General features: G+C 55.0%; 16 protein-coding genes. 12 read left to right on the plus strand and 4 right to left on the minus strand.

Annotated features, from left to right (window positions below; genetic code table 11):
• Window positions 1–132 precede the first annotated feature (132 nt).
• Both CIK78_RS03900 and CIK78_RS03905 read left to right on the plus strand, forming a co-directional pair.
• Window positions 133–1,038, plus strand: a complete 906-nt coding sequence (locus CIK78_RS03900) for an NAD(P)-dependent oxidoreductase (protein ID WP_096277402.1) — start codon at window positions 133–135, stop codon at window positions 1,036–1,038.
• 121 nt (window positions 1,039–1,159) lie between these two features.
• On the plus strand, window positions 1,160–1,903 hold the full coding sequence (locus CIK78_RS03905) for an HAD family hydrolase (RefSeq protein WP_096277404.1): 744 nt from the start codon (window positions 1,160–1,162) through the stop codon (window positions 1,901–1,903).
• Here CIK78_RS03905 and CIK78_RS03910 read toward each other — a convergent pair.
• From CIK78_RS03910 to CIK78_RS03925, 4 genes are all read right to left on the minus strand, one after another.
• Window positions 1,875–2,618, minus strand: coding sequence for a sulfite exporter TauE/SafE family protein (locus tag CIK78_RS03910; protein ID WP_096277407.1), 744 nt, complete (start codon window positions 2,616–2,618; stop codon window positions 1,875–1,877). The genes CIK78_RS03905 and CIK78_RS03910 overlap by 29 nt on opposite strands.
• Window positions 2,619–2,755: 137 nt before the next feature.
• On the minus strand, window positions 2,756–3,559 hold the full coding sequence (gene iolB, locus CIK78_RS03915; RefSeq protein ID WP_096277409.1) for a 5-deoxy-glucuronate isomerase: 804 nt from the start codon (window positions 3,557–3,559) through the stop codon (window positions 2,756–2,758).
• Between the two features lie 11 nt (window positions 3,560–3,570).
• Entirely contained in the window at window positions 3,571–4,578 is a 1,008-nt protein-coding gene (gene iolG, locus CIK78_RS03920) for an inositol 2-dehydrogenase (RefSeq protein ID WP_096277411.1), read from the minus strand.
• Window positions 4,579–4,627: 49 nt separating this feature from the next.
• Window positions 4,628–5,503: a MurR/RpiR family transcriptional regulator gene (locus CIK78_RS03925; RefSeq protein ID WP_096277413.1), complete on the minus strand. Its 876-nt coding sequence runs from the start codon at window positions 5,501–5,503 to the stop codon at window positions 4,628–4,630.
• 218 nt (window positions 5,504–5,721) lie between these two features.
• On the opposite strand from CIK78_RS03925, the gene CIK78_RS03930 reads away from it, so the two are divergent.
• The 10 genes from CIK78_RS03930 to CIK78_RS03975 all read left to right on the plus strand — a co-directional run bounded on the left by CIK78_RS03930 (window position 5,722) and on the right by CIK78_RS03975 (window position 18,632).
• Window positions 5,722–6,693, plus strand: coding sequence for a sugar ABC transporter substrate-binding protein (locus CIK78_RS03930; protein WP_096277415.1), 972 nt, complete (start codon window positions 5,722–5,724; stop codon window positions 6,691–6,693).
• A 54-nt stretch (window positions 6,694–6,747) separates the two neighbouring features.
• On the plus strand, window positions 6,748–7,878 hold the full coding sequence (locus tag CIK78_RS03935) for an ABC transporter permease (RefSeq protein ID WP_096277417.1): 1,131 nt from the start codon (window positions 6,748–6,750) through the stop codon (window positions 7,876–7,878).
• A gap of 1 nt (window position 7,879) precedes the next feature.
• Window positions 7,880–8,770 (plus strand): ATP-binding cassette domain-containing protein, encoded by an 891-nt coding sequence (locus tag CIK78_RS03940; protein ID WP_096277419.1) that lies wholly within the window; start codon window positions 7,880–7,882, stop codon window positions 8,768–8,770.
• A gap of 9 nt (window positions 8,771–8,779) precedes the next feature.
• Window positions 8,780–9,577: a TIM barrel protein gene (locus CIK78_RS03945; protein ID WP_096277421.1), complete on the plus strand. Its 798-nt coding sequence runs from the start codon at window positions 8,780–8,782 to the stop codon at window positions 9,575–9,577.
• Window positions 9,578–9,660: 83 nt separating this feature from the next.
• Entirely contained in the window at window positions 9,661–11,619 is a 1,959-nt protein-coding gene (iolC, locus tag CIK78_RS03950; RefSeq protein ID WP_096277423.1) for a 5-dehydro-2-deoxygluconokinase, read from the plus strand.
• On the plus strand, window positions 11,619–13,466 hold the full coding sequence (gene iolD, locus CIK78_RS03955; protein WP_096277425.1) for a 3D-(3,5/4)-trihydroxycyclohexane-1,2-dione acylhydrolase (decyclizing): 1,848 nt from the start codon (window positions 11,619–11,621) through the stop codon (window positions 13,464–13,466). Before iolC ends, iolD begins: the two co-directional genes overlap by 1 nt.
• Before the next feature lie 35 nt (window positions 13,467–13,501).
• Complete coding sequence (gene iolE / locus CIK78_RS03960) at window positions 13,502–14,425, plus strand: myo-inosose-2 dehydratase (RefSeq protein ID WP_096277427.1); 924 nt, start codon at window positions 13,502–13,504, stop codon at window positions 14,423–14,425.
• A 13-nt stretch (window positions 14,426–14,438) separates the two neighbouring features.
• Window positions 14,439–15,941: a CoA-acylating methylmalonate-semialdehyde dehydrogenase gene (locus tag CIK78_RS03965; protein ID WP_096277429.1), complete on the plus strand. Its 1,503-nt coding sequence runs from the start codon at window positions 14,439–14,441 to the stop codon at window positions 15,939–15,941.
• 101 nt (window positions 15,942–16,042) lie between these two features.
• Complete coding sequence (locus tag CIK78_RS03970) at window positions 16,043–17,464, plus strand: sugar porter family MFS transporter (RefSeq protein ID WP_096277431.1); 1,422 nt, start codon at window positions 16,043–16,045, stop codon at window positions 17,462–17,464.
• Between the two features lie 46 nt (window positions 17,465–17,510).
• The gene (locus CIK78_RS03975; protein WP_096277433.1) at window positions 17,511–18,632 is read left to right on the plus strand and encodes a Gfo/Idh/MocA family oxidoreductase; all 1,122 of its coding nucleotides are present in this window, start codon (window positions 17,511–17,513) and stop codon (window positions 18,630–18,632) included.
• The last annotated feature ends 15 nt before the right edge of the window (window positions 18,633–18,647 follow it).

Genomic DNA, 18,647 nt, shown 5'->3' on the forward strand with positions numbered 1-18,647 from the left:
TCTTGGTAGCCGCGCGGCTAACCTCCTAATCCAGTGCACAAGTCCTTTTAGTAAGCCCTGCCTTCGATCAGTCAGTCCTGGGCATTTCTTTGCTAAAGAGGAATGGTTCGTTCTGTTCATTAAGGAGTCTCCATGCGAATTCTCTTCACTGGCGGCAGCGGTAAGGCCGGTCGTCATGCGACGGCCTACCTGCGCGATCAGGGCCACCGAGTCACCAATCTGGATTGGATTGTGTCCGACGTGCCCGGTATCACCACTCTGAAGGTCGACTTGACGGACGCTGGCCAGGTGTTTAATGCATGCCAAGCTTACGCAGGGATCGACGAGCTTGAACCGGGCACCGGCGTGCCGCGTTACGATGCTATTGTCCATTTCGCCGCCATTCCCGCTATCCTGCACCGGCCGGATAATGAAACCTATCGTATCAATACACTCAGTACCTATAACGTGCTGGATGCCGCCACTCGGCTAGGTATTCCTAAGGTGATTTTTGCCTCCAGCGAGACCACTTACGGCATCTGCTTTGCGGATGGTGAGAAGACACCGGACTATCTGCCGGTTGATGAGGAGCATCCCACCGTTCCTCAGGACAGCTACGCTATGAGCAAGGTGGTTAATGAGGTAACGGCGCGTTCCTTTCAGGCGCGCTCAGGTATCGATATCTACGGCTTAAGAATCAATAACGTTATTGAGCCGCATGAATACGCCGAGCTATTTCCGGACTTTTTAGATCAACCGGCTATGCGCCAGCGCAATATCTTCGCTTACATTGATGCGCGTGATCTGGGGCAGATGGTCGACTGTTGCCTGAAGACAGATGGCCTGGGTTACGAGGTCTTCAATGTTGCCAATAACGATCTTTCGGTTGGCCTGACGAATGCCCAGGTGATTGAACGCTTTTACCCGAACGTGCCGCTCAGGCGCGAGATGGGCGAGTTCGAAACCTTCTATAGCAATGACAAAGCACGTCGCCTTGTCGGTTTCGCACCGACTTACTCATGGCGGGATGCGTTACCGAGCGCTGATAGAGAGGGATAAAGAGAGGGATAAAGAGAGGGATAAAGAGAGCGATAAAGAGAGGGATTAGCAGCGTCATCGTTTTGTCATGGCCCTTGGCATACTCTACGCACCGCGAGCCCACGATGAGAGGAGTGCCGCTATGCGCCTGGCCTTGTTTGACCTTGATGACACGCTTCTGGACGGAGACTGCAGCGCCCGCTGGAACCTATGGATGATAGAGCAAGGTTGGATCAGCGATGCCGAGACCTTTATGGCGCGTGCAGAGCTGATGCAGCGGGCCTACCACGCGGGAAAGCTTAAGCTTGAAGAGTATCTGGCGATGACGCTGAAGCCGCTGCGCGGGCGCCGTGTTGTTGATGTTCAAAAGGAGGTCGAGCGGTTTGTTGCGACCCACCTGCAGCCGCGTATTTTCGACCAAGCATGGGCGTGTTTGGAGTCGCACCGCCAGGCTGGCGATACAATGGTGCTGATTTCAGCCTCTTCCCGCCACTTGGTGGCGCCCATGGCGGTGACGCTAGGTATTGACCACGTCCTGGCGGTAGAGCCTAGTGTCGAAAGCGGTATTAATGAACAAGCACGCTATACCGGCGGGAGCGAGGGCATCTTTTCTTATCGCGGCGGAAAGGTCTTACGTCTTCAACAGTGGTTAGCGGAACAACAGGTAACGCCTAGTCACATCACGTTTTACTCTGATTCACGTAACGACTTGCCCTTATTGCAGTACGTTGACTGCCCTGTAGCGGTGAACCCCGACCCAGTGCTGGCTGAGGTAGCGAGTGTAGAAGGGTGGCCATGCTTAAACTGGCGAACACCCTCGCACATTGTGTCGCCTCGCGCTTTAGATAAGCATTTTTCTATGTCAGCGCCTGCCATATCAAGTTAAAGCCTACTAAAAACATCGCCAGAATTACTAAACGATAGAACAGCTTTTCGTTAACTCGGCTTTGTAGCCACAAGCCGTTACGCACCCCAATCCAGGCAATCGGCACCAGCACCAGCGAGGCCCAGGCGCTGGTCACGTTAATCTCGCCAAGCCACATGTATGGCGCCAGTTTAATGACGTTAACCACCGCAAACGTCACCGCGCAGGTCGCGATAAAGGTTTCTTTGGCCAGTTTGCGCGGCAGCATATACACGTTCAGCGGCGGCGCACCGGCGTGGGCCATAAAACTGGTAAAACCGCAGATGGTGGCAGCCGGTAACGCCCATCGGGTGGAAATAGGTTTCTTGGCGACGGGTTTAAGCAGCATGTAAGCGGCAAACAGCAAGGTGATAGCACCCAGTGTCAGACGTAAGCCTTCTTCACTTAGGCGGTCGAACAACAGCGTCCCTACCGCAACACCGACGAACAGCCCCGGCACAAAGCGCCAGACTTCGGCTATATCATGCTTGCCCCACCACGCTTTTACCGCGAATACGTCCATGACCAGCAATAGTGGTAGCAGCAGGCCCGCTGCCTGAGCGGGGCTAATCGCCAGCGCCATCAACGGCACTGAAAGCGTACCGAAGCCCCCCGCAAAACCACCTTTTGAGATGCCGGTCAGGTAGACGGAAAACACAATCAACAGCCAGGCGATAACGGAGTAGTCGGGCAGCATGAGGGGCCTCTATATGCTTTAAAGGGGTGGTAAAAAAAAGCCCCGCGTGAGCGAGGCACAACAGCATAGCATTAGACAGTCGTTAGCAGGCAAAGCAGGCTATCGAAAAGCAGGATGTTGAAAAACTGAGCGTCGATTTAGCTTTCCATCATCCACTCATGATCGGGGTCGTTATGGAACTGCCAAGCACGCTTAGGGCCTGCCATTACATTAAGGTAGTAGAGCGAGTAGCCATGAGCAGCACCCACAGGGTGGTAGCCTTTGGGCACCAGTACGCAGCAACCGTTTTCGATGGCCATCGTTTCATCAAGAGACCGGTCGTCGGTATAAACACGCTGAAACGCAAAGCCTTGGGCAGGGTTAATGCGATGGTAGTAGGTCTCTTCCAGCCGGGTTTCTTGGGGTAAGTTATCCACATCGTGTTTGTGGGGTGGGTAGCTTGACCAGTTGCCGGCGGGGGTAAACACTTCGACCACCAGCAGGCTGTCTGCCGGTTCGCCTTCAGGCAGGATGTCGTGCACATGGCGCGTGTTAGTACCCTGCCCACGTGTACTTTGTTTGATGTTGTCCGGGGCAATCAGTCGTGGCGAATGATTGCCGTGGCCTGGGGCCGCGCAGACCGCCAGCTCCAGATCCGTGGTGGCCTCCACTTGATAGCTAACGTCGTTGGGTAGATAAACGGCGTAAGGAGGGATCTGTTCAAAAATATCCATCCGTTCGCCGATGTCCTCGAAAGAGTGCTCGCCGCTTGCCACATTCGCACGTCCCGTCAGCAGTACGAGGCATACTTCCTGGTGGTTAGTGCTCGCTTCCAGGCGTTCTCCTTTGGCGAGTTTATGCACACGGAAACCGACATACTCCCAGCCTGCAGAGGCGGGGGTAACGTTAATAACGGTGCCTTTTTCATCCGGGGCAGCGGGGCGTACTAGTAGTGATGACATGCGTTGCTCCTTTATTTAGTAAAGGCTGTGTCAGTCTGCAGTAGAATCTTGCGGCCTTCTCGCAACGAGAGCTCGGCGGCATCGGCTAAACGCAACGCTTCTAAACCATCTTGTGCGCCTGCAAGCGGCGCGCGGTTCTCCTGCCAGGCATCAACAAAGTCACCGATTTCAAGCCGGTACGCTTGTGCGTAGCGCTCTAAGAAAAACCACTGAGGCTTATCTTCTATTTGTCCTGCCTCGCCGGTGAAGCGCAGACGAGTATCGCTTTCATTTTGTGCCTGAAGCATACCTTGACTACCAAAGGCTTCAATACGTTGGTCGTAGCCGTAGCAGGCACGACGCGAATTACTGATTTGGCAGAGCTTTCCACTGGCCGTGGTGAGAGTGACCATAGCCGTATCGACATCACCTGCTTCGCCAATGGCTGGGTCGATGATGCTACTGCCTACGGCAAAAACACTTTCTATCGGCTCATCTAGCAGCCAGCGGGCCATATCAAGATCATGAATCATCATGTCCCGAAACAGGCCGCCGGACTCGGCTATATATTCGGCAGGCGGGGGAGAGGGGTCGCGGCTGATGATTGTCAGCGTTTCCAATGCACCAATACGTCCTTCGGTAACCGCTTTTTTAAGGGCCGAAAACTGGGGATCATGTCGGCGGTTAAAGCCCAGCGCGCAGGTCACAGGGTGCTCGCTAAGCACTTGAAGGGCATCACGAGTGCGGGCTAAATCCAGAGCGATCGGCTTTTCACATAAAACGGCTTTGCCTGCGCGCGCTGCACGTTCTAGATACTCGGCGTGGGTGGGCGTGCTAGAGGCGATTAGCACTGCGTCGATGCTGTCATCTGCAAAAATAGCGTCTACAGAGACGGCTTGGCTTGCATACTGATTTGCCAACGCCTCGGCGGCGGGAGCGTAAAAGTCAGCCACGGCAGCCAGCGTTACGTCGGGGTGTGAATGAATCGCTTGGGCATGCACCTTGCCAATGCGTCCAGCACCAATGAGTGCAAGTCTCATCGTCTTTCTCCTATTGTAATTGTAGCCGCGTCTATGCGGATGTCCGTGTTTAGGGGTTGCGTTGCTGATCTTGCTGAATGGCTTTTTCGCGTGCTTTGTCCTGACGCATTCCCAGGCTGATTGCCAAGGCTTGCGTCAAGCACAGTGAGGCAGTTAGACCACGGAAACTTTTTACTTCGGCTTCGTTAACCACAAAGACCACGTCGGCAAAACTTGCGAGTGGGCTAAGGTGGGAGTCCGTAATTACGATGATAGGCAAGCCCCGTTGCTTAGCACCTTCACACGCACGCTGACTCTCTTCGGCATAGGGCGAAAAACTAATCGTTAAGAGAGCATCGTGCTGGCTCATTGCACGTAACTGCTCGCGGTACATACCGCCCAATCCGCTAACCAGCAACGCGGGCTTATCCACATGTGCCAGGGCATAAGTCATATAACTAGCCACCACAAAACTGCGCCGTGCCCCCATCACATGAATAGCATGGGCTTTTTCAAAAATATCCAGCGCTTTTTCCAGGCTTTCTGGGTCAATGCGGCTAGGCAATTGCTCTAAAACGGCACGATTAGCATCGGCAAATTCCCATAGTAGCTGCGTGCTGTCGGGCGTTTCTCCGGTGGCGCTGCGCACCGCGCGAATTCGCTCAGTGTAGTTGGGAAGCTCATCTACCAAGCGACTGCGAAACAGCTGCTGCATTTCAGAAAAGCCTTTAAACCCCAAACTATTGGCTAAGCGAATTAACGTGGAAGGGGTGACATCGGCCTGCTCAGCGATTTTCGCTACGGTCGCGAGTGCGACTTCTTGAGGATGATCGAGCATAAAGCGCGCGGTTTGCTGCAAGCGTTTGCTCAGCGTGGCGTACTCAGTACTCATTAGCGCTTCCAGCTCGCGATAACTTTGAGGCTGCTTTTGTGGAGGCTGCTGCATAAACATTCCTCAGCGTTAGATTGTGCGCCACTTGGCAATCTCAGAGCCAAATGGCGAGTTGCTATGTAGTCTAGTTCAAGTGAAATAAATATTCCAATAATACCAAAGTATAGAATAAATAGTTTGCAATAGGGTCGATGTGGAATCTATATTTCATAGCGCCAAGGCATTAAATGCCGCTTCCCGACCAACAACGATAATGTTAAGAGGAATTATTTATGGCACGTCTATCTCTATCCCGCTGGCCTCAATGGCTCTTAGCCTCAGCGGCCACCACCGCGCTAATGGCGGGGGCCGCACAGGTGCAAGCACAAGGTCAGGCACAAGAAGAGAACCGCTTCGTCATGGTGACCCATGGTGTTCCCTCGGACCCTTTCTGGTCAGTGGTTAAAAATGGCGCAGAAGCGGCCGCTGAAACAGTGGGTGCAACGCTTGAGTATCGTGCACCTTCAACCTTCGACATGGCCAAGATGCAGCAGCTCGTGGAGGCGGCGGTGGCGTCTCAGCCAGACGGTTTAATCCTTTCTTTCACCGATGAAAGTGCACTCGGCAGCGTTGTTCAAAATGCGGTGGATAACGGCATTCCCGTTATCACGATTAACTCCGGAGGCGACGTGGCGCGCAATTACGGTGCCCGCTTGCATATCGGGCAAAGCGAGTATGAGGCGGGCCGCCAAGCCGCCGAGCGCATGCAAGAGATGGGCGTCGAGAAAGGCGTTTGCGTTAACCATGAGCAAGGCAATCAGGGGCTTGATCAGCGTTGTGACGGTTTTGTCGATGGCTTTGACGGTAACGCCGAGCAGCTAGCAACGACGTACGACCCCACGGCCATCCGAAATGCCATTATCGCTTATCTTAATCAGAACAATGATGTTCGCGGTGTGTTAACGCTAGGCGCCCTAGCCGCTGAGCCAATGATTAGTGCCATGCGCGATCAAGGCGCTACCGAGATGTTCACTCTAGCTACCTTTGATCTCTCGCCTGGCATTCTGGAAGCCCTTGATGCGGGCGAGCTGGACTTCGCGATCGACCAGCAGCAGTACATGCAAGGCTACTTGCCCGTCATGTTCCTAGATCAGTTCGTCAAGAATGGACTGCTACCCGCAGGGGATGTTGCCACCGGCCCTGGGTTTGTCACTCAAGAAAACGCTGCACAGGTTATTGAGTTAAGTAGCCAGGGCATCCGTTGATAACTACCTAATCGGAAAAGGCTCGGCGATGTCGAGCCTTGGGAGTCGGTCACCATGAGTTCCACTGAAACGAAACCATCGGTTGCGCCAGTAGCGGCTGAGCAAGATGAGCGTATCCAGAGAGTCTCTCTCTGGAAGAAAGCGCTTAACCGTCCCGAGTTGGGGGCGCTGGCCGGTGCCGTGCTGGTGCTTGCCTTTTTTATAGCGGCTTCCAGTGGCACCGGGATGTTTACCCCAGCGGGTATTATTAATTTTCTTGAAGTCGCCGCTCAGCTCGGCATTATCGCCACGGCCGCCGCGCTGCTGATGATCGGCGGAGAATTTGATCTCTCGATTGGCTCGATGATTGGTTTGGCAGGCATTCTGATTGCCATTCCTGCAGTGGAGTATGGCTGGCCGCTGTGGGCCGCTATTTTAATGGCGTTCGCCTGTGCGGGCCTGGTGGGCTGGATTAACGGGAATCTGGTCAATAAAACGGGGTTACCGTCATTTATCGTTACCCTGGGCTTCCTGTTCATTCTGCGTGGCCTGGCTATCGGTACTAGCCGGTTATTGACGGGGCGTACTCAGGTGGGGGGAGTGCAGGAGCATATCCCAGGAGATTGGTTCGCGGCGCTTTTCTCTGGAGAAGTCGCTACGGGATTATTTAGTTGGATGGCGGCAAATGGCTGGATGGCGACCAACTTTGCGGGCAATCCCACGGTCACCGGCATTCCTGTGTCTATTGTCTGGTGGCTGGGCTTAACCGCTGTAGCGACTTGGGTGCTGCTATGCACGCCTTACGGTAACTGGATCTTCGCCAGTGGTGGCGATGCCAATGCGGCGCGCAATTCGGGCGTTCCCGTCCATCGCGTCAAGATTTCACTGTTCATGTTCACCGCTTTCTCGGCCACCATCTTTGCCTGCATTCAGGTGATGGACACCGGTTCGGCGGACACCATCCGTGGCCTGCTAAAAGAGCTGGAAGCGATTATCGCGGTGGTGATCGGTGGCGCTTTGCTGACCGGAGGCTATGGGTCTGCGATAGGGGCCGCGCTGGGGGCGCTGATTTTCGGCATGGTGCAAATGGGAATTTTCTACACCGGTGTCAATACTGACTGGTTCCAGGTTTTTCTGGGCGTGATGTTGCTGGTGGCGGTGTTATTCAACAACTACATGCGCAAAAAGGCGATGGAGGCTAAATAACATGACTACACGCACTCCAATGATTGAAATGCGCAGCGTCAGCAAGCACTTCGGTAGTGTCATCGCCATAAGTGATATCTCGATGCAGGTCTATTCCGGTGAGGTAATGTGCCTACTCGGAGATAATGGCGCGGGTAAGTCTACTCTGATCAAAACCCTGTCAGGCGTCCATCGACCCACTCACGGCGAGATGCTGCTGGATGGTAAGCCTGCCCGCTTTAAGTCACCCGCCTTCGCACTCGACGCCGGTATCGCCACCGTTTTCCAGGACCTGGCGATGGTGCCTTTAATGTCGATTACCCGTAACTTTTTTATGGGTCGTGAGCCGACGGTGGGCTGGGGGCCGTTCAAGCGCATCAACTGGAAATACGCCGACCGGGTTGCCAAGGAGGAAATGTCTAAAATCGGTATTGATGTACGCGACCCAAGCCAGCCAGTGGGCACGCTTTCCGGTGGGGAGCGCCAGTGTGTGGCGATTGCCCGTGCCGTCTATTTTGGCGCCAAAGTGCTGATTCTTGATGAGCCCACGTCAGCGCTGGGGGTCAAGCAGGCCTCCGTGGTACTGCGCTACATTGCTAAAGCCCGTGCGGATGGGCTTGCGGTCATCTTTATTACCCACAACGTCCACCATGCTTACCCAGTGGCCGATGCGTTCACCCTATTGTCACGCGGCGGCAGTTTAGGCTCCTTCCGCAAAGAGGAAGTCAGCCGCGAAGAAGTGCTCAATATGATGGCAGGTGGCGCAGAGCTTGAAAGCCTGGATGCAGAGCTTGCGGAATTCCAACGAGACGATAAAGCCAAGAAAGCCAGCTTAGCTGATCAAGACACTCAGCCTGCCGATGTAACAAGCAGCACTGAGCAATCTTCACCGCGAACTGCTAGCGGCTACTAAGGAAGCATGATGAATCAATTAACACCATCATCGCCGTTCACGCTGGCCGTCTGTGCTGAAATGATCTTCTGCGATTTGCCCATGATGGAGCGCATTAAGCGTATTTCTGAGCGGGGCTTCCAAGTCGAAATCTGGGACTGGACTAAGCACGACATTGATGCACTCGCCAAGAGCGGGGCGACATTTTCATCCATGACCGGCTATGTCAGCGGCACCCTGGCAGACGCCGCCGGGGCTGATGAACTGCTGCGCACCGCCACCGAGTCGGTAGAAGTCGCCAAGCGCCTGGGTATCCCGCGCCTTAACCTTCACGGCACCGGGCTAGATGGTAATGGGTTGCCCGTTAAGCCTTGCCAAGAGATGACCGGCGCTATGTGGCTCAAAGCGCGGGAAACCTTGAACCGGCTGGCGGATTTAGGCGAGCAGCACGGCGTTACCTTTGTGCTTGAAAACCTCAATACCGACGTTGACCACCCCGGCGTTCCGTTTGCTCGGTTGGCCGATGTGCTGGCGCTGGTAGAAAGCGTTGACCGGACTAGCCTGCGCATCATGTTGGACGTTTACCACGCCCAAATTGGTGAAGGCAATCTAATCGAGTTGATTCGCCGCTGCGGGCCCTACATCGGCGAAGTGCAGGTGGCTGATGTGCCTGGGCGTTGCGAGCCGGGCACCGGCGAAATTAACTATCCAGCCATTGCTAACGCGCTGAATGACATTGGCTATCGCGGCACGGTGGGCTTAGAAGGCTGGGCCGCCGAGGATGACGAATTAGCGCTGGAACGCTTTCGGTCTGCCTTTTCACTATAAGGCCGAGTCAATTCAATAAGACACCGTTAGGCCTTTGACCACTTATAACCAATGCCACGATCAGTGGCGTGGGGGAGACGTTTATGCTTAACAACGACACGCACCAGCGATCGTTAGACCTCATTTGTTTAGGACGCGTAGCTGTCGACCTATATGCCGAGCAGGTTGGTAGTCGTTTGGAAGATGTGGCCAGTTTCGCTAAATATCTAGGTGGAAGCTCCGGCAATGTGGCTTATGGCACGGCACGCCTAGGGCTAAAATCAGCCATGTTGTCACGGGTGGGTGATGAGCAGATGGGGCAGTTTGTGCGCGAAGAACTTGCGCGAGCGGGCGTTGATACGTCTGCGCTACAAACGGATGCTGAGCGCCATACCGGCCTGGTATTGCTGGCACTTAAGGATAGCGAAAGTTTCCCGCTGCTGTTTTATCGCCGCGACTGCGCCGATATGGCCATTGATGCTAATGCTATCGACCCAGACTTTATCGCCAGGGCCAAGGCGCTGGCGATTACCGGCACCCACCTTTCAACCGACACCACGCGCAAGGCGTGTCGCAAGGCATTGGAGGCGGCGGCTAACTCGGGTGTTAAACGTGTTTTAGATATCGACTATCGCCCCGTTCTTTGGGGGCTGACCAACCCAGGCGATGGTGAAACACGCTTTATCGCCGATGATTCAGTTACCGCAGACCTACAGCGCTGGTTGCCTGATTTTGACCTGATCGTCGGCACTGAGGAGGAGTTTCACATTGCCGGCGGCAGTACGGATACTTTGTCGGCCCTGCGTGCGGTACGTCAAGTAAGCGATGCCACGCTGGTGTGCAAGCTGGGGCCGCTGGGCTGCGTAGTATTAGAAGGGGCGATTCCCGAGCGCATCGAAGACGGCATTCTGGTGAAAGGGGTACAGGTCGAGGTGCTCAACGTACTGGGGGCCGGTGACGCCTTTATGAGCGGGCTATTACGCGGCTGGTTGCGCGGCGAATCCTGGCAAACCAGTGCCGATTATGCCAACGCCTGCGGGGCACTGGTGGTTTCTCGTCATGGCTGCGCCCCTGCAATGCCGACAGAAGATGAGTTGTTGGATTATTTAGCCCGCCGCGATGAGGTGCTGCGCCCCGATATCGATCAACGTCTGAACCATTTGCACCGAGTGACCACACGCGTGCCGGCCCAATGGCCTGAAGTGCTGGGGCTGGCGTTTGACCATCGCCGCCAGCTCACTGATATGGCCCGTGATGAACACACCGACCCTGCACGGTTGCCTGTGCTGAAAGAGCTTCTTGTGCAGGCAGCTCAAGAAGGCGCACGGCTAGGCAATATCACCACGCCCGCGATTTTGGTTGACGACGTATTTGGTCAAGAGGCGCTAAGCCTGGCAAGTGGCCGCGGCTGGTGGATTGGCAGGCCGGTAGAGCTACCCGGTTCTCGCCCGCTGCGCTTTCAACACGGCGACGACTTAGGTGCTTGCCTGCGCCACTGGCCACGCGAGCACATCATTAAATGCCTGGTGTTCTATCACCCTGATGACGAACTGTCGCTGCGTCTTGAGCAAGAAGAGCGCCTGCGTCAGCTGTATCAGGCCGCGTGTGCCTATGGGCTGGAGCTGTTGATCGAGATCATTCCTCCCGCTGATATGCCCAGCGACACCACCGTGCTGCCGCGCAGCCTGCAGAGGCTTTACAACCTGGGCATTTATCCCGACTGGTGGAAGCTTCCCGCCATGTCTGATGCGGCCTGGCAGGCAGTGGGCGCGATCATCGCCCGAGAAGATAGCTATTGCCGCGGCGTGGTGCTGCTCGGGCTAGACGCGCCCATGGATGACATGAAGCGCGGCTTTGAAGAAGCCGCTAAACACGCGTGCTGCAAAGGTTTTACCGTTGGGCGCACGCTGTTTGCCAGCGCCAGCCGCGATTGGTTGGCAGGGCGTATTGATGATGCCGGCCTGGTGCAGCGGGTAGCTACTAATTATGCCGAGCTGATTCAGGCATGGCAGCAGCTGCGCGAAAGCCAGCGGCACACGTTGCTTCACTCGGAGGAGGCGTAATGAGCACTATTCGACTGACCATGGCCCAGGCGTTGGTTAAGTATCTGGCCGCGCAACGTATTGAGGTTGATGGTCAAGAGGTGGCACTGTTTGAAGGCGTGTTTGCGATTTTTGGCCATGGCAATGTGGCAGGATTAGGTGAAGCGCTTTACCACGTTCAAGACCAATTGCCGACGTTTCGCGCCCACAATGAGCAAACAATGGCACACGCGGCGATTGCGTTTGCCAAAGCCAATGGGCGCAAGCGACTGATGGCGGCCACCAGTTCCATTGGTCCGGGCGCCACCAACATGATCACCGCCGCGGCCTTAGCACACGCTAATCGTCTGCCCATCCTGCTGTTGCCGGGAGATACGTTTGCCACCCGAGCGCCTGACCCGGTGCTGCAACAGGTCGAGCATTTTGGCGACCCTTTAATCAGCGTTAACGACTGCTTTCGCCCCGTGTCGCGCTATTTCGACCGTATCAGCCGCCCGGAGCAGCTGCTAACGAGCTTGCCGCAGGCTATCGCTACGCTGCTCGATCCGGAGCACTGTGGTCCTGCAACGCTGGCACTCCCTCAAGATGTACAAACCTTTGCCTATGATTACCCCGAACGCTTTTTTGCCCCCAGGGTGCATTGCATTCGCCGCGCGCCGCCAACACAGGATGAGCTTCAGCAAGCGGTTGCTGCTCTTAAGCAGGCAAAGCGCCCGTTGATCATTGCCGGTGGCGGGGTGCATTACGCGGATGCTTGCGAAACGCTGGCGTATTTTGCCCAGGCGCATGGCATACCGGTTGCCGAATCACAGGCAGGCAAAGGCGCGCTGGCGGACCGCCACCCTTGTGCGGTGGGCGCCATTGGCGTGACCGGTAGCGCTGCCGCCAACCAGTTGGCGAAGCAGGCGGATGTCATTCTGGCGATTGGCACACGGCTGCAAGATTTCACCACCGGGTCGCGGGCCTTATTTGAAAGCGGTGAGAAAACGCTCATTGCCCTTAACGTCGGCCGTTTTGATAGCCTCAAGCACCATGCGCTGCCCTTTATCAGCGATGCACGGGTGGGTTTGCAGCAGCTTGACGCTGAGCTAGCTGAATGGCATGCGCCGGATAGTTGGCGAGAACGCACCGCACCGCTCAAGCGCGAATGGGCCGATGTCGTCCATAACGTGACGGCTGACCAAGGGCTGGTATTGCCGACCGACGCCCAGGTGATCGGCGCGGTTAACCGTCAGGCAGGCGATGACTCGACCGTGGTGTGTGCTGCCGGCGGACTGCCGGGTGAGCTACATAAACTCTGGCAATGCTCAGGCCCCGGCAGCTATCACGTTGAGTATGGTTTCTCGTGCATGGGGTATGAAATTGCCGGTGGGCTGGGCGTAAAAATGGCCAAGCCCGAGCGCGAAGTGGTGGTCATGGTTGGCGACGGCAGCTATTTGATGCACAACTCAGAGCTTGCGACCTCGGTGATGCTGGGTCACAAGCTGATAGTGGTGGTGTTGGATAACCGCGGCTATGGCTGTATTAACCGCCTTCAACAGGCCACTGGCGGCGCAGGCTTTAATAACCTGCTCGAAGATTGCCGTACGGTCGAAGCTGGCGCGCCCAAAACCGACTTTGCTGCGCATGCCAAATCCTTAGGTTGCGCGTCTGAGTCAGTCACCGGTATTGCCGAGCTTGAGCAAGCACTTGTGCGTGCCCGCCAGTCTCAAACCACCTATGTGATCGCCCTGGATACCGACCCGCTACCCAGCACCCAAGAAGGCGGTGCCTGGTGGGAAGTGGCCGTGCCCGAAGTTTCTGAACGGGAAGCGGTCAATTCGGCCTACCAGAGCTACCGCGATGCCAAGCAGCAACAAGCGCGTTAGTCGAGCATGCTTAAACAATCATAAGGAATCACATTATGCCCACGGTAACATTAGGCATTAATCCGCTCACATGGACGAACGACGACCTACCTAGTTTAGGCGCGATGACCTCCCTGGAAACCTGCCTGAAAGAAGGGCGCGAAGCAGGCTTTAGCGGCTTTGAGCTGGGCAACAAGTTTCCGCGTACGCCGGATGCTTTGGGGCAAGTGCTCAATAGCCACAACCTCGCACTGGTGTCTGGCTGGTACTCGGCACAGTTGCTAGCGCGTAGCCCTGAAGAAGAGATTGAAGCCATACAAGACCACATGAATTTGCTCAAACAGTGCGGTGCTAAGGTCATGGTGTTGTGTGAAGTCACTCACTGTGTGCACGGTGATCAGCAGCGCCCGCTTTCCCAGCGTCCTCACCTGGCCGAAGCCGATTGGCAGCGCCTTACCCACGGGCTGAATGTGGTCGGCGACTACCTTAAATCGCAAGGCATACAGCTGGTCTATCACCATCACCTGGGCACGGTGATTGAAAGCCAGGTAGACGTCGAACGCTTGATGGATAACACCAGCGGAGATGTCGGTTTATTGCTGGACTTTGGCCACCTGCGGGGTGCCGACGGTGACCCGCTCGCCATTGCCAAGCGCTACAGCGATCGCATCCACCACGTGCACTGTAAAGACCTGCGCTTCCCGGTGCTGGAAGCCGTGCGTAATCGCGATAAGAGCTTTTTAAATGGCGTGCTTGACGGCATGTTTACGGTGCCGGGCGATGGCGATATCGATTTCTTACCTGCCTTAACGCATCTCTGTGAACAAGGGTATCAAGGCTGGCTGGTGGTTGAAGCTGAACAGGACCCAGAGGTAGCTCACCCGCTGACCTACGCCCGTTTGGGCCACCGCAACTTACGCCAACTTGCCGAGCAGGCAGGGTTTGATATTGCCGACGCCACTGTTACCGCTACTGTTTAATTAAGGAATTTTTATGCTGACGTTATCGAATTTTCTAAAGGGCAAGCGCCTTTCAAATCACAGTGAGCGTTTTGCGCCGGTTTATAATCCTGCTACGGGAGTACAAAGCGCTCAGGTCGCTCTGGCATCTGCTGACGAGACGCGAGAAGCTGTACGCATAGCGGATGAAGCATTTGGCGCCTGGTCCAAAACCTCACCGCTTAAGCGTGCCCGGATACTGTTTAAATTTAAAGAATTGGTCGAGCAGCATACTGACGAGCTGGCGCGCCTTATTTCCAGCGAACACGGCAAGGTGTTTTCTGATGCCAAAGGCGAAGTTACGCGTGGCCTGGAAGTGGTCGAGTTTGCCTGCGGCATTCCGCATCTACAAAAGGGTGAGCACTCCATGAACGTGGGCACCGGGGTCGATAGCTACTCCATGATGCAGCCGCTGGGTGTCTGTGCCGGTATCTCGCCGTTTAACTTCCCCGCCATGGTGCCGCTTTGGATGTTCCCCATTGCGCTGGCCTGTGGCAATACTTTTGTAATGAAGCCATCAGAAAAAGACCCTTCTACGCCGTTACGCTTAGCCGAACTGTTAACGGAAGCAGGGCTACCGGATGGCGTCTTTAACGTCGTCAACGGGGATAAAGAAGCGGTGGATGTACTACTGACGGATGAGCGGGTGCAGGCGGTGAGCTTTGTCGGCTCCACGCCGATTGCTGAATACATTTACGCCACGGCGTCCGCCCACGGCAAACGCGTTCAAGCACTGGGCGGGGCAAAAAACCATATGGTGATTATGCCCGATGCGGATCTTGACCAGGCGGTGAGTGCACTGATGGGCGCCGCTTACGGCTCGGCGGGTGAGCGCTGTATGGCGATTTCTGTTGCTGTGCCTGTCGGCGAAGAGACCGCCCAGCGCCTGCGTGAAAAACTGGTGGCGGAGCTTGATAAGCTAACGGTTGGCCCCGGCTTGGTCGATGGTCCTGATAACGATATGGGTCCGTTAATTACCCGTGAGCACCGCGACAAAGTGGCGGGGTATATCCAGACCGGCGTAGACGAAGGGGCTGAGTTGGTCGTCGATGGGCGCGAGAGCGTCATTGATGGTGCCGGCGATGGCTACTTCATTGGTGGCACCCTGTTTGACCACGTGACGCCCAGCATGCGTATTCATTCAGAAGAAATTTTTGGCCCCGTATTGGCGATCACTCGTGTGGAAAGCTTCGACGATGCCGTCGCGATGATCAATGCCCACGAGTACGGCAACGGTACGGCGATCTTTACCCGCGATGGCGATGCCGCTCGTCAATACTGCGAACAAATCCAGGTAGGCATGGTGGGCGTCAACGTACCCATCCCGGTGCCTATGGCGTTCCACAGCTTCGGTGGCTGGAAGCGCTCTTTGTTCGGCCCCTTACACATGCATGGTCCTGATGGAGTGCGTTTCAATACGCGTATGAAAACGATTACGCAACGCTGGCCTAGCGGTATTCGCGAAGAGACCAACCATTTCTCAATGCCCACGATGTAAAACATCTCATTAATAAAAGACACACGGGGAGTTGCCAGCGTTAATCGTTAGGCAACCGCCCTTTGATGGCTTAAAGAATGCTTATAAGAGTGGGTGCAATAATGAATTCTATAAACCTCACAACCAAACAATTGGTTTATATCATCAGAGTCAGCCTGATAGCGACGCTAGGCGGACTATTATTTGGCTATGACACCGCTGTTATATCCGGTGCAATTGGCCCTATTTCTAGCTACTTCAGCTTGACGCCCGCGCAAACGGGGTGGGCTGTTTCTTCTGTTGTCGTGGGCTGTGTGGTGGGTGCCATTGGGGCGGGCCAAATCGCGTTAGCGTTTGGTAGGAAACGCAGTTTTCTAATCGCAGCATTATTATTTATTGCCTCTGCTGCGGGATCAGCTCTCGCTGAAAATTTCATGGTATTTAGCCTTTGGCGTATTGTTGGCGGAGCCGCCGTAGGCTTGGCCAGCGTCATTGCACCCATGTATATCTCAGAAATATCGCCAAGCAATTTGCGAGGTCGAACGGTTAGTCTTTTCCAACAATCGATTGTCTTCGGCCAAATGGTGGTCTTTTTTGTTAATTACTTTATCGCCAAAGGCGTCACCGAAACATGGCTACAAGATGTTGGCTGGCGTTGGATGCTGGGGGCTGAAGTTATTCCCGCTCTGCTGTTTGCATTGCTATTACCGTTAATTCCAGAGTCACCCAGGTGGCTGGTGTTACGTGGCAAACAGGAACAGGCAAGAAATATTATTGCCCGATTCACCCCGGCGCATCATATCGATCATGTCATGAATGACATCAATCGCTCGTTTCAAGACATTCGCCGCAGTACGCGGTTGAGCCTGCTGACGCCGGGTTTGTTCGGCATCGTCGCTCTTGGGGTGTTTATCGCCTCGGCCCAGCAGTTTACCGGTATCAATGTGGTGATGTATTACGCACCGGAAGTGCTTGGCAAAGTCACCGGCGATCACGAGTCGGCTTTGTTACAAACCTCCATTATGGGGGTGACGTTCGTCCTGGGTAATGCATTAGGCATGCTGCTAATTGACCGGGTGGGACGCATTCCATTGCTCGTTGTTGGCACCATAGGCAGCGCGTTGAGCATGACGCTACTTGGCCTCACCTTCTATCTCGAAATGGTGGGTTATGCGGCGTTAGTGTGTCTCATTATTTATGTGGTGTCCTTTGCCATCTCATGGGGATGCGTATGCTGGACACTGATTTCAGAGCTATTTCCTAATCGTATTCGATCACGTGCGATGGCACTGGCTGTGGCCTGCCAGTGGCTCGCTGGTTTTATCGTGACACAAACCTTTCCGATGATGGACCGCAGCCCCACCCTGCAAGCCTTGTTTAATGGGGGGTTCAGTTTCTGGCTATATGCGGCGTTTAGCCTTCTCAGCCTATTTTTCGTCCTGCGCTTTGTGCCAGAAACCAAAGGCTACGAGCTGGAAGAAATAGAAGCCATTACGCTGGAAAAGCTAAAAGGTAAAGCACCGCTGGTCAGCCAGCCTTCTTAATGCAGCATGTCCTATTTACTTATTCATTGATTATTATAGGTGTGTGATGAAAGAGATTAAAATTGGTCTCATTGGCACCGGTTTTATGGGTAAAGCGCATGCCATTGCGTTTAACGCAGCGCCTAGCGTTTTTGAACTCCCCGCTAAGCCCGTGTGTGAGCTGTTGGCGGATGTAAATCTTTCGATGGCAAAAAGCCGGGCGAGTGCTTGGGGATTTTCTAGGGCCACAGATGATTGGCGTGCGCTGGTAGCGGACAGCGACGTAGACGTGGTGGATATTTGCTCGCCTAACTTCTTGCATAAAGAAATGGCGCTTGCAGCCATTGCCGCTGGTAAGCATGTGTATGCGGAGAAGCCGCTGGCGCTAAGCGCCGCGGATGCTGACGAGATGGTCGCGGCCGCTGAGCGTGCTGGAGTGAAAACGCTAGTTGGCTTTAATTATATTCGTAATTCAGCCACTCAGCTGGCGCGAGAAATCGTGCTAAGTGGTGAAATTGGCGAACTGATCCATTTCCGTGGGCGGCACAATGAAGACTACCTACTTGACCCTCAAAAACCCAACGACTGGCATACGCTGCGTGCCACGGCAGGGGCTGGTGCGTTAGGCGATGTCGGCTCGCATATTCTTAATATGGCAGAGTTTCTGACTGGCCAGCGCATTACATCGGTATGTGGTCAGCTACAGACGGTGATTCCCATGCGTCCAAAGGCAGATGGTAGCGGGATGGCCCAGGTTGAAAACGACGATCAAGCGCAAGCAATGCTGCGCTTCAGTGACGGGCTTATTGGCAATATCGAAACGTCACGCGTGGCGGCAGGGCGAAAAATGGGCCTTGCCTACACGCTAACCGGCACCAAAGGCGCCATTGTGTTCGACCAAGAGCGTATGAGTGAACTACAGCTTTATCGCCACGAGGGACCGAATGGGCGCCGCGGGTTTACGACGTTGTTGACGGGCCCTGAACATCCCGACTATGCGGCGTTTAGCCCGGCGCCTGGCCATGGTTTGGGCTATAATGACCAGAAAATTATCGAAGTACGTGACTTGATTGAAGGGATTGTTAACGACCGCCCGTTGTATCCTGATTTTCGTGAGGCTGCCCGCGTGAATTACCTCATTGATGCCATCGAAAAATCCGACCAGGCAGGGCAGTGGGTGACGGTATAGGCAACTTATGACCAG

This window comes from Halomonas sp. JB37 (genome assembly GCF_002332255.1).
GTDB lineage: Bacteria > Pseudomonadota > Gammaproteobacteria > Pseudomonadales > Halomonadaceae > Vreelandella > Vreelandella casei.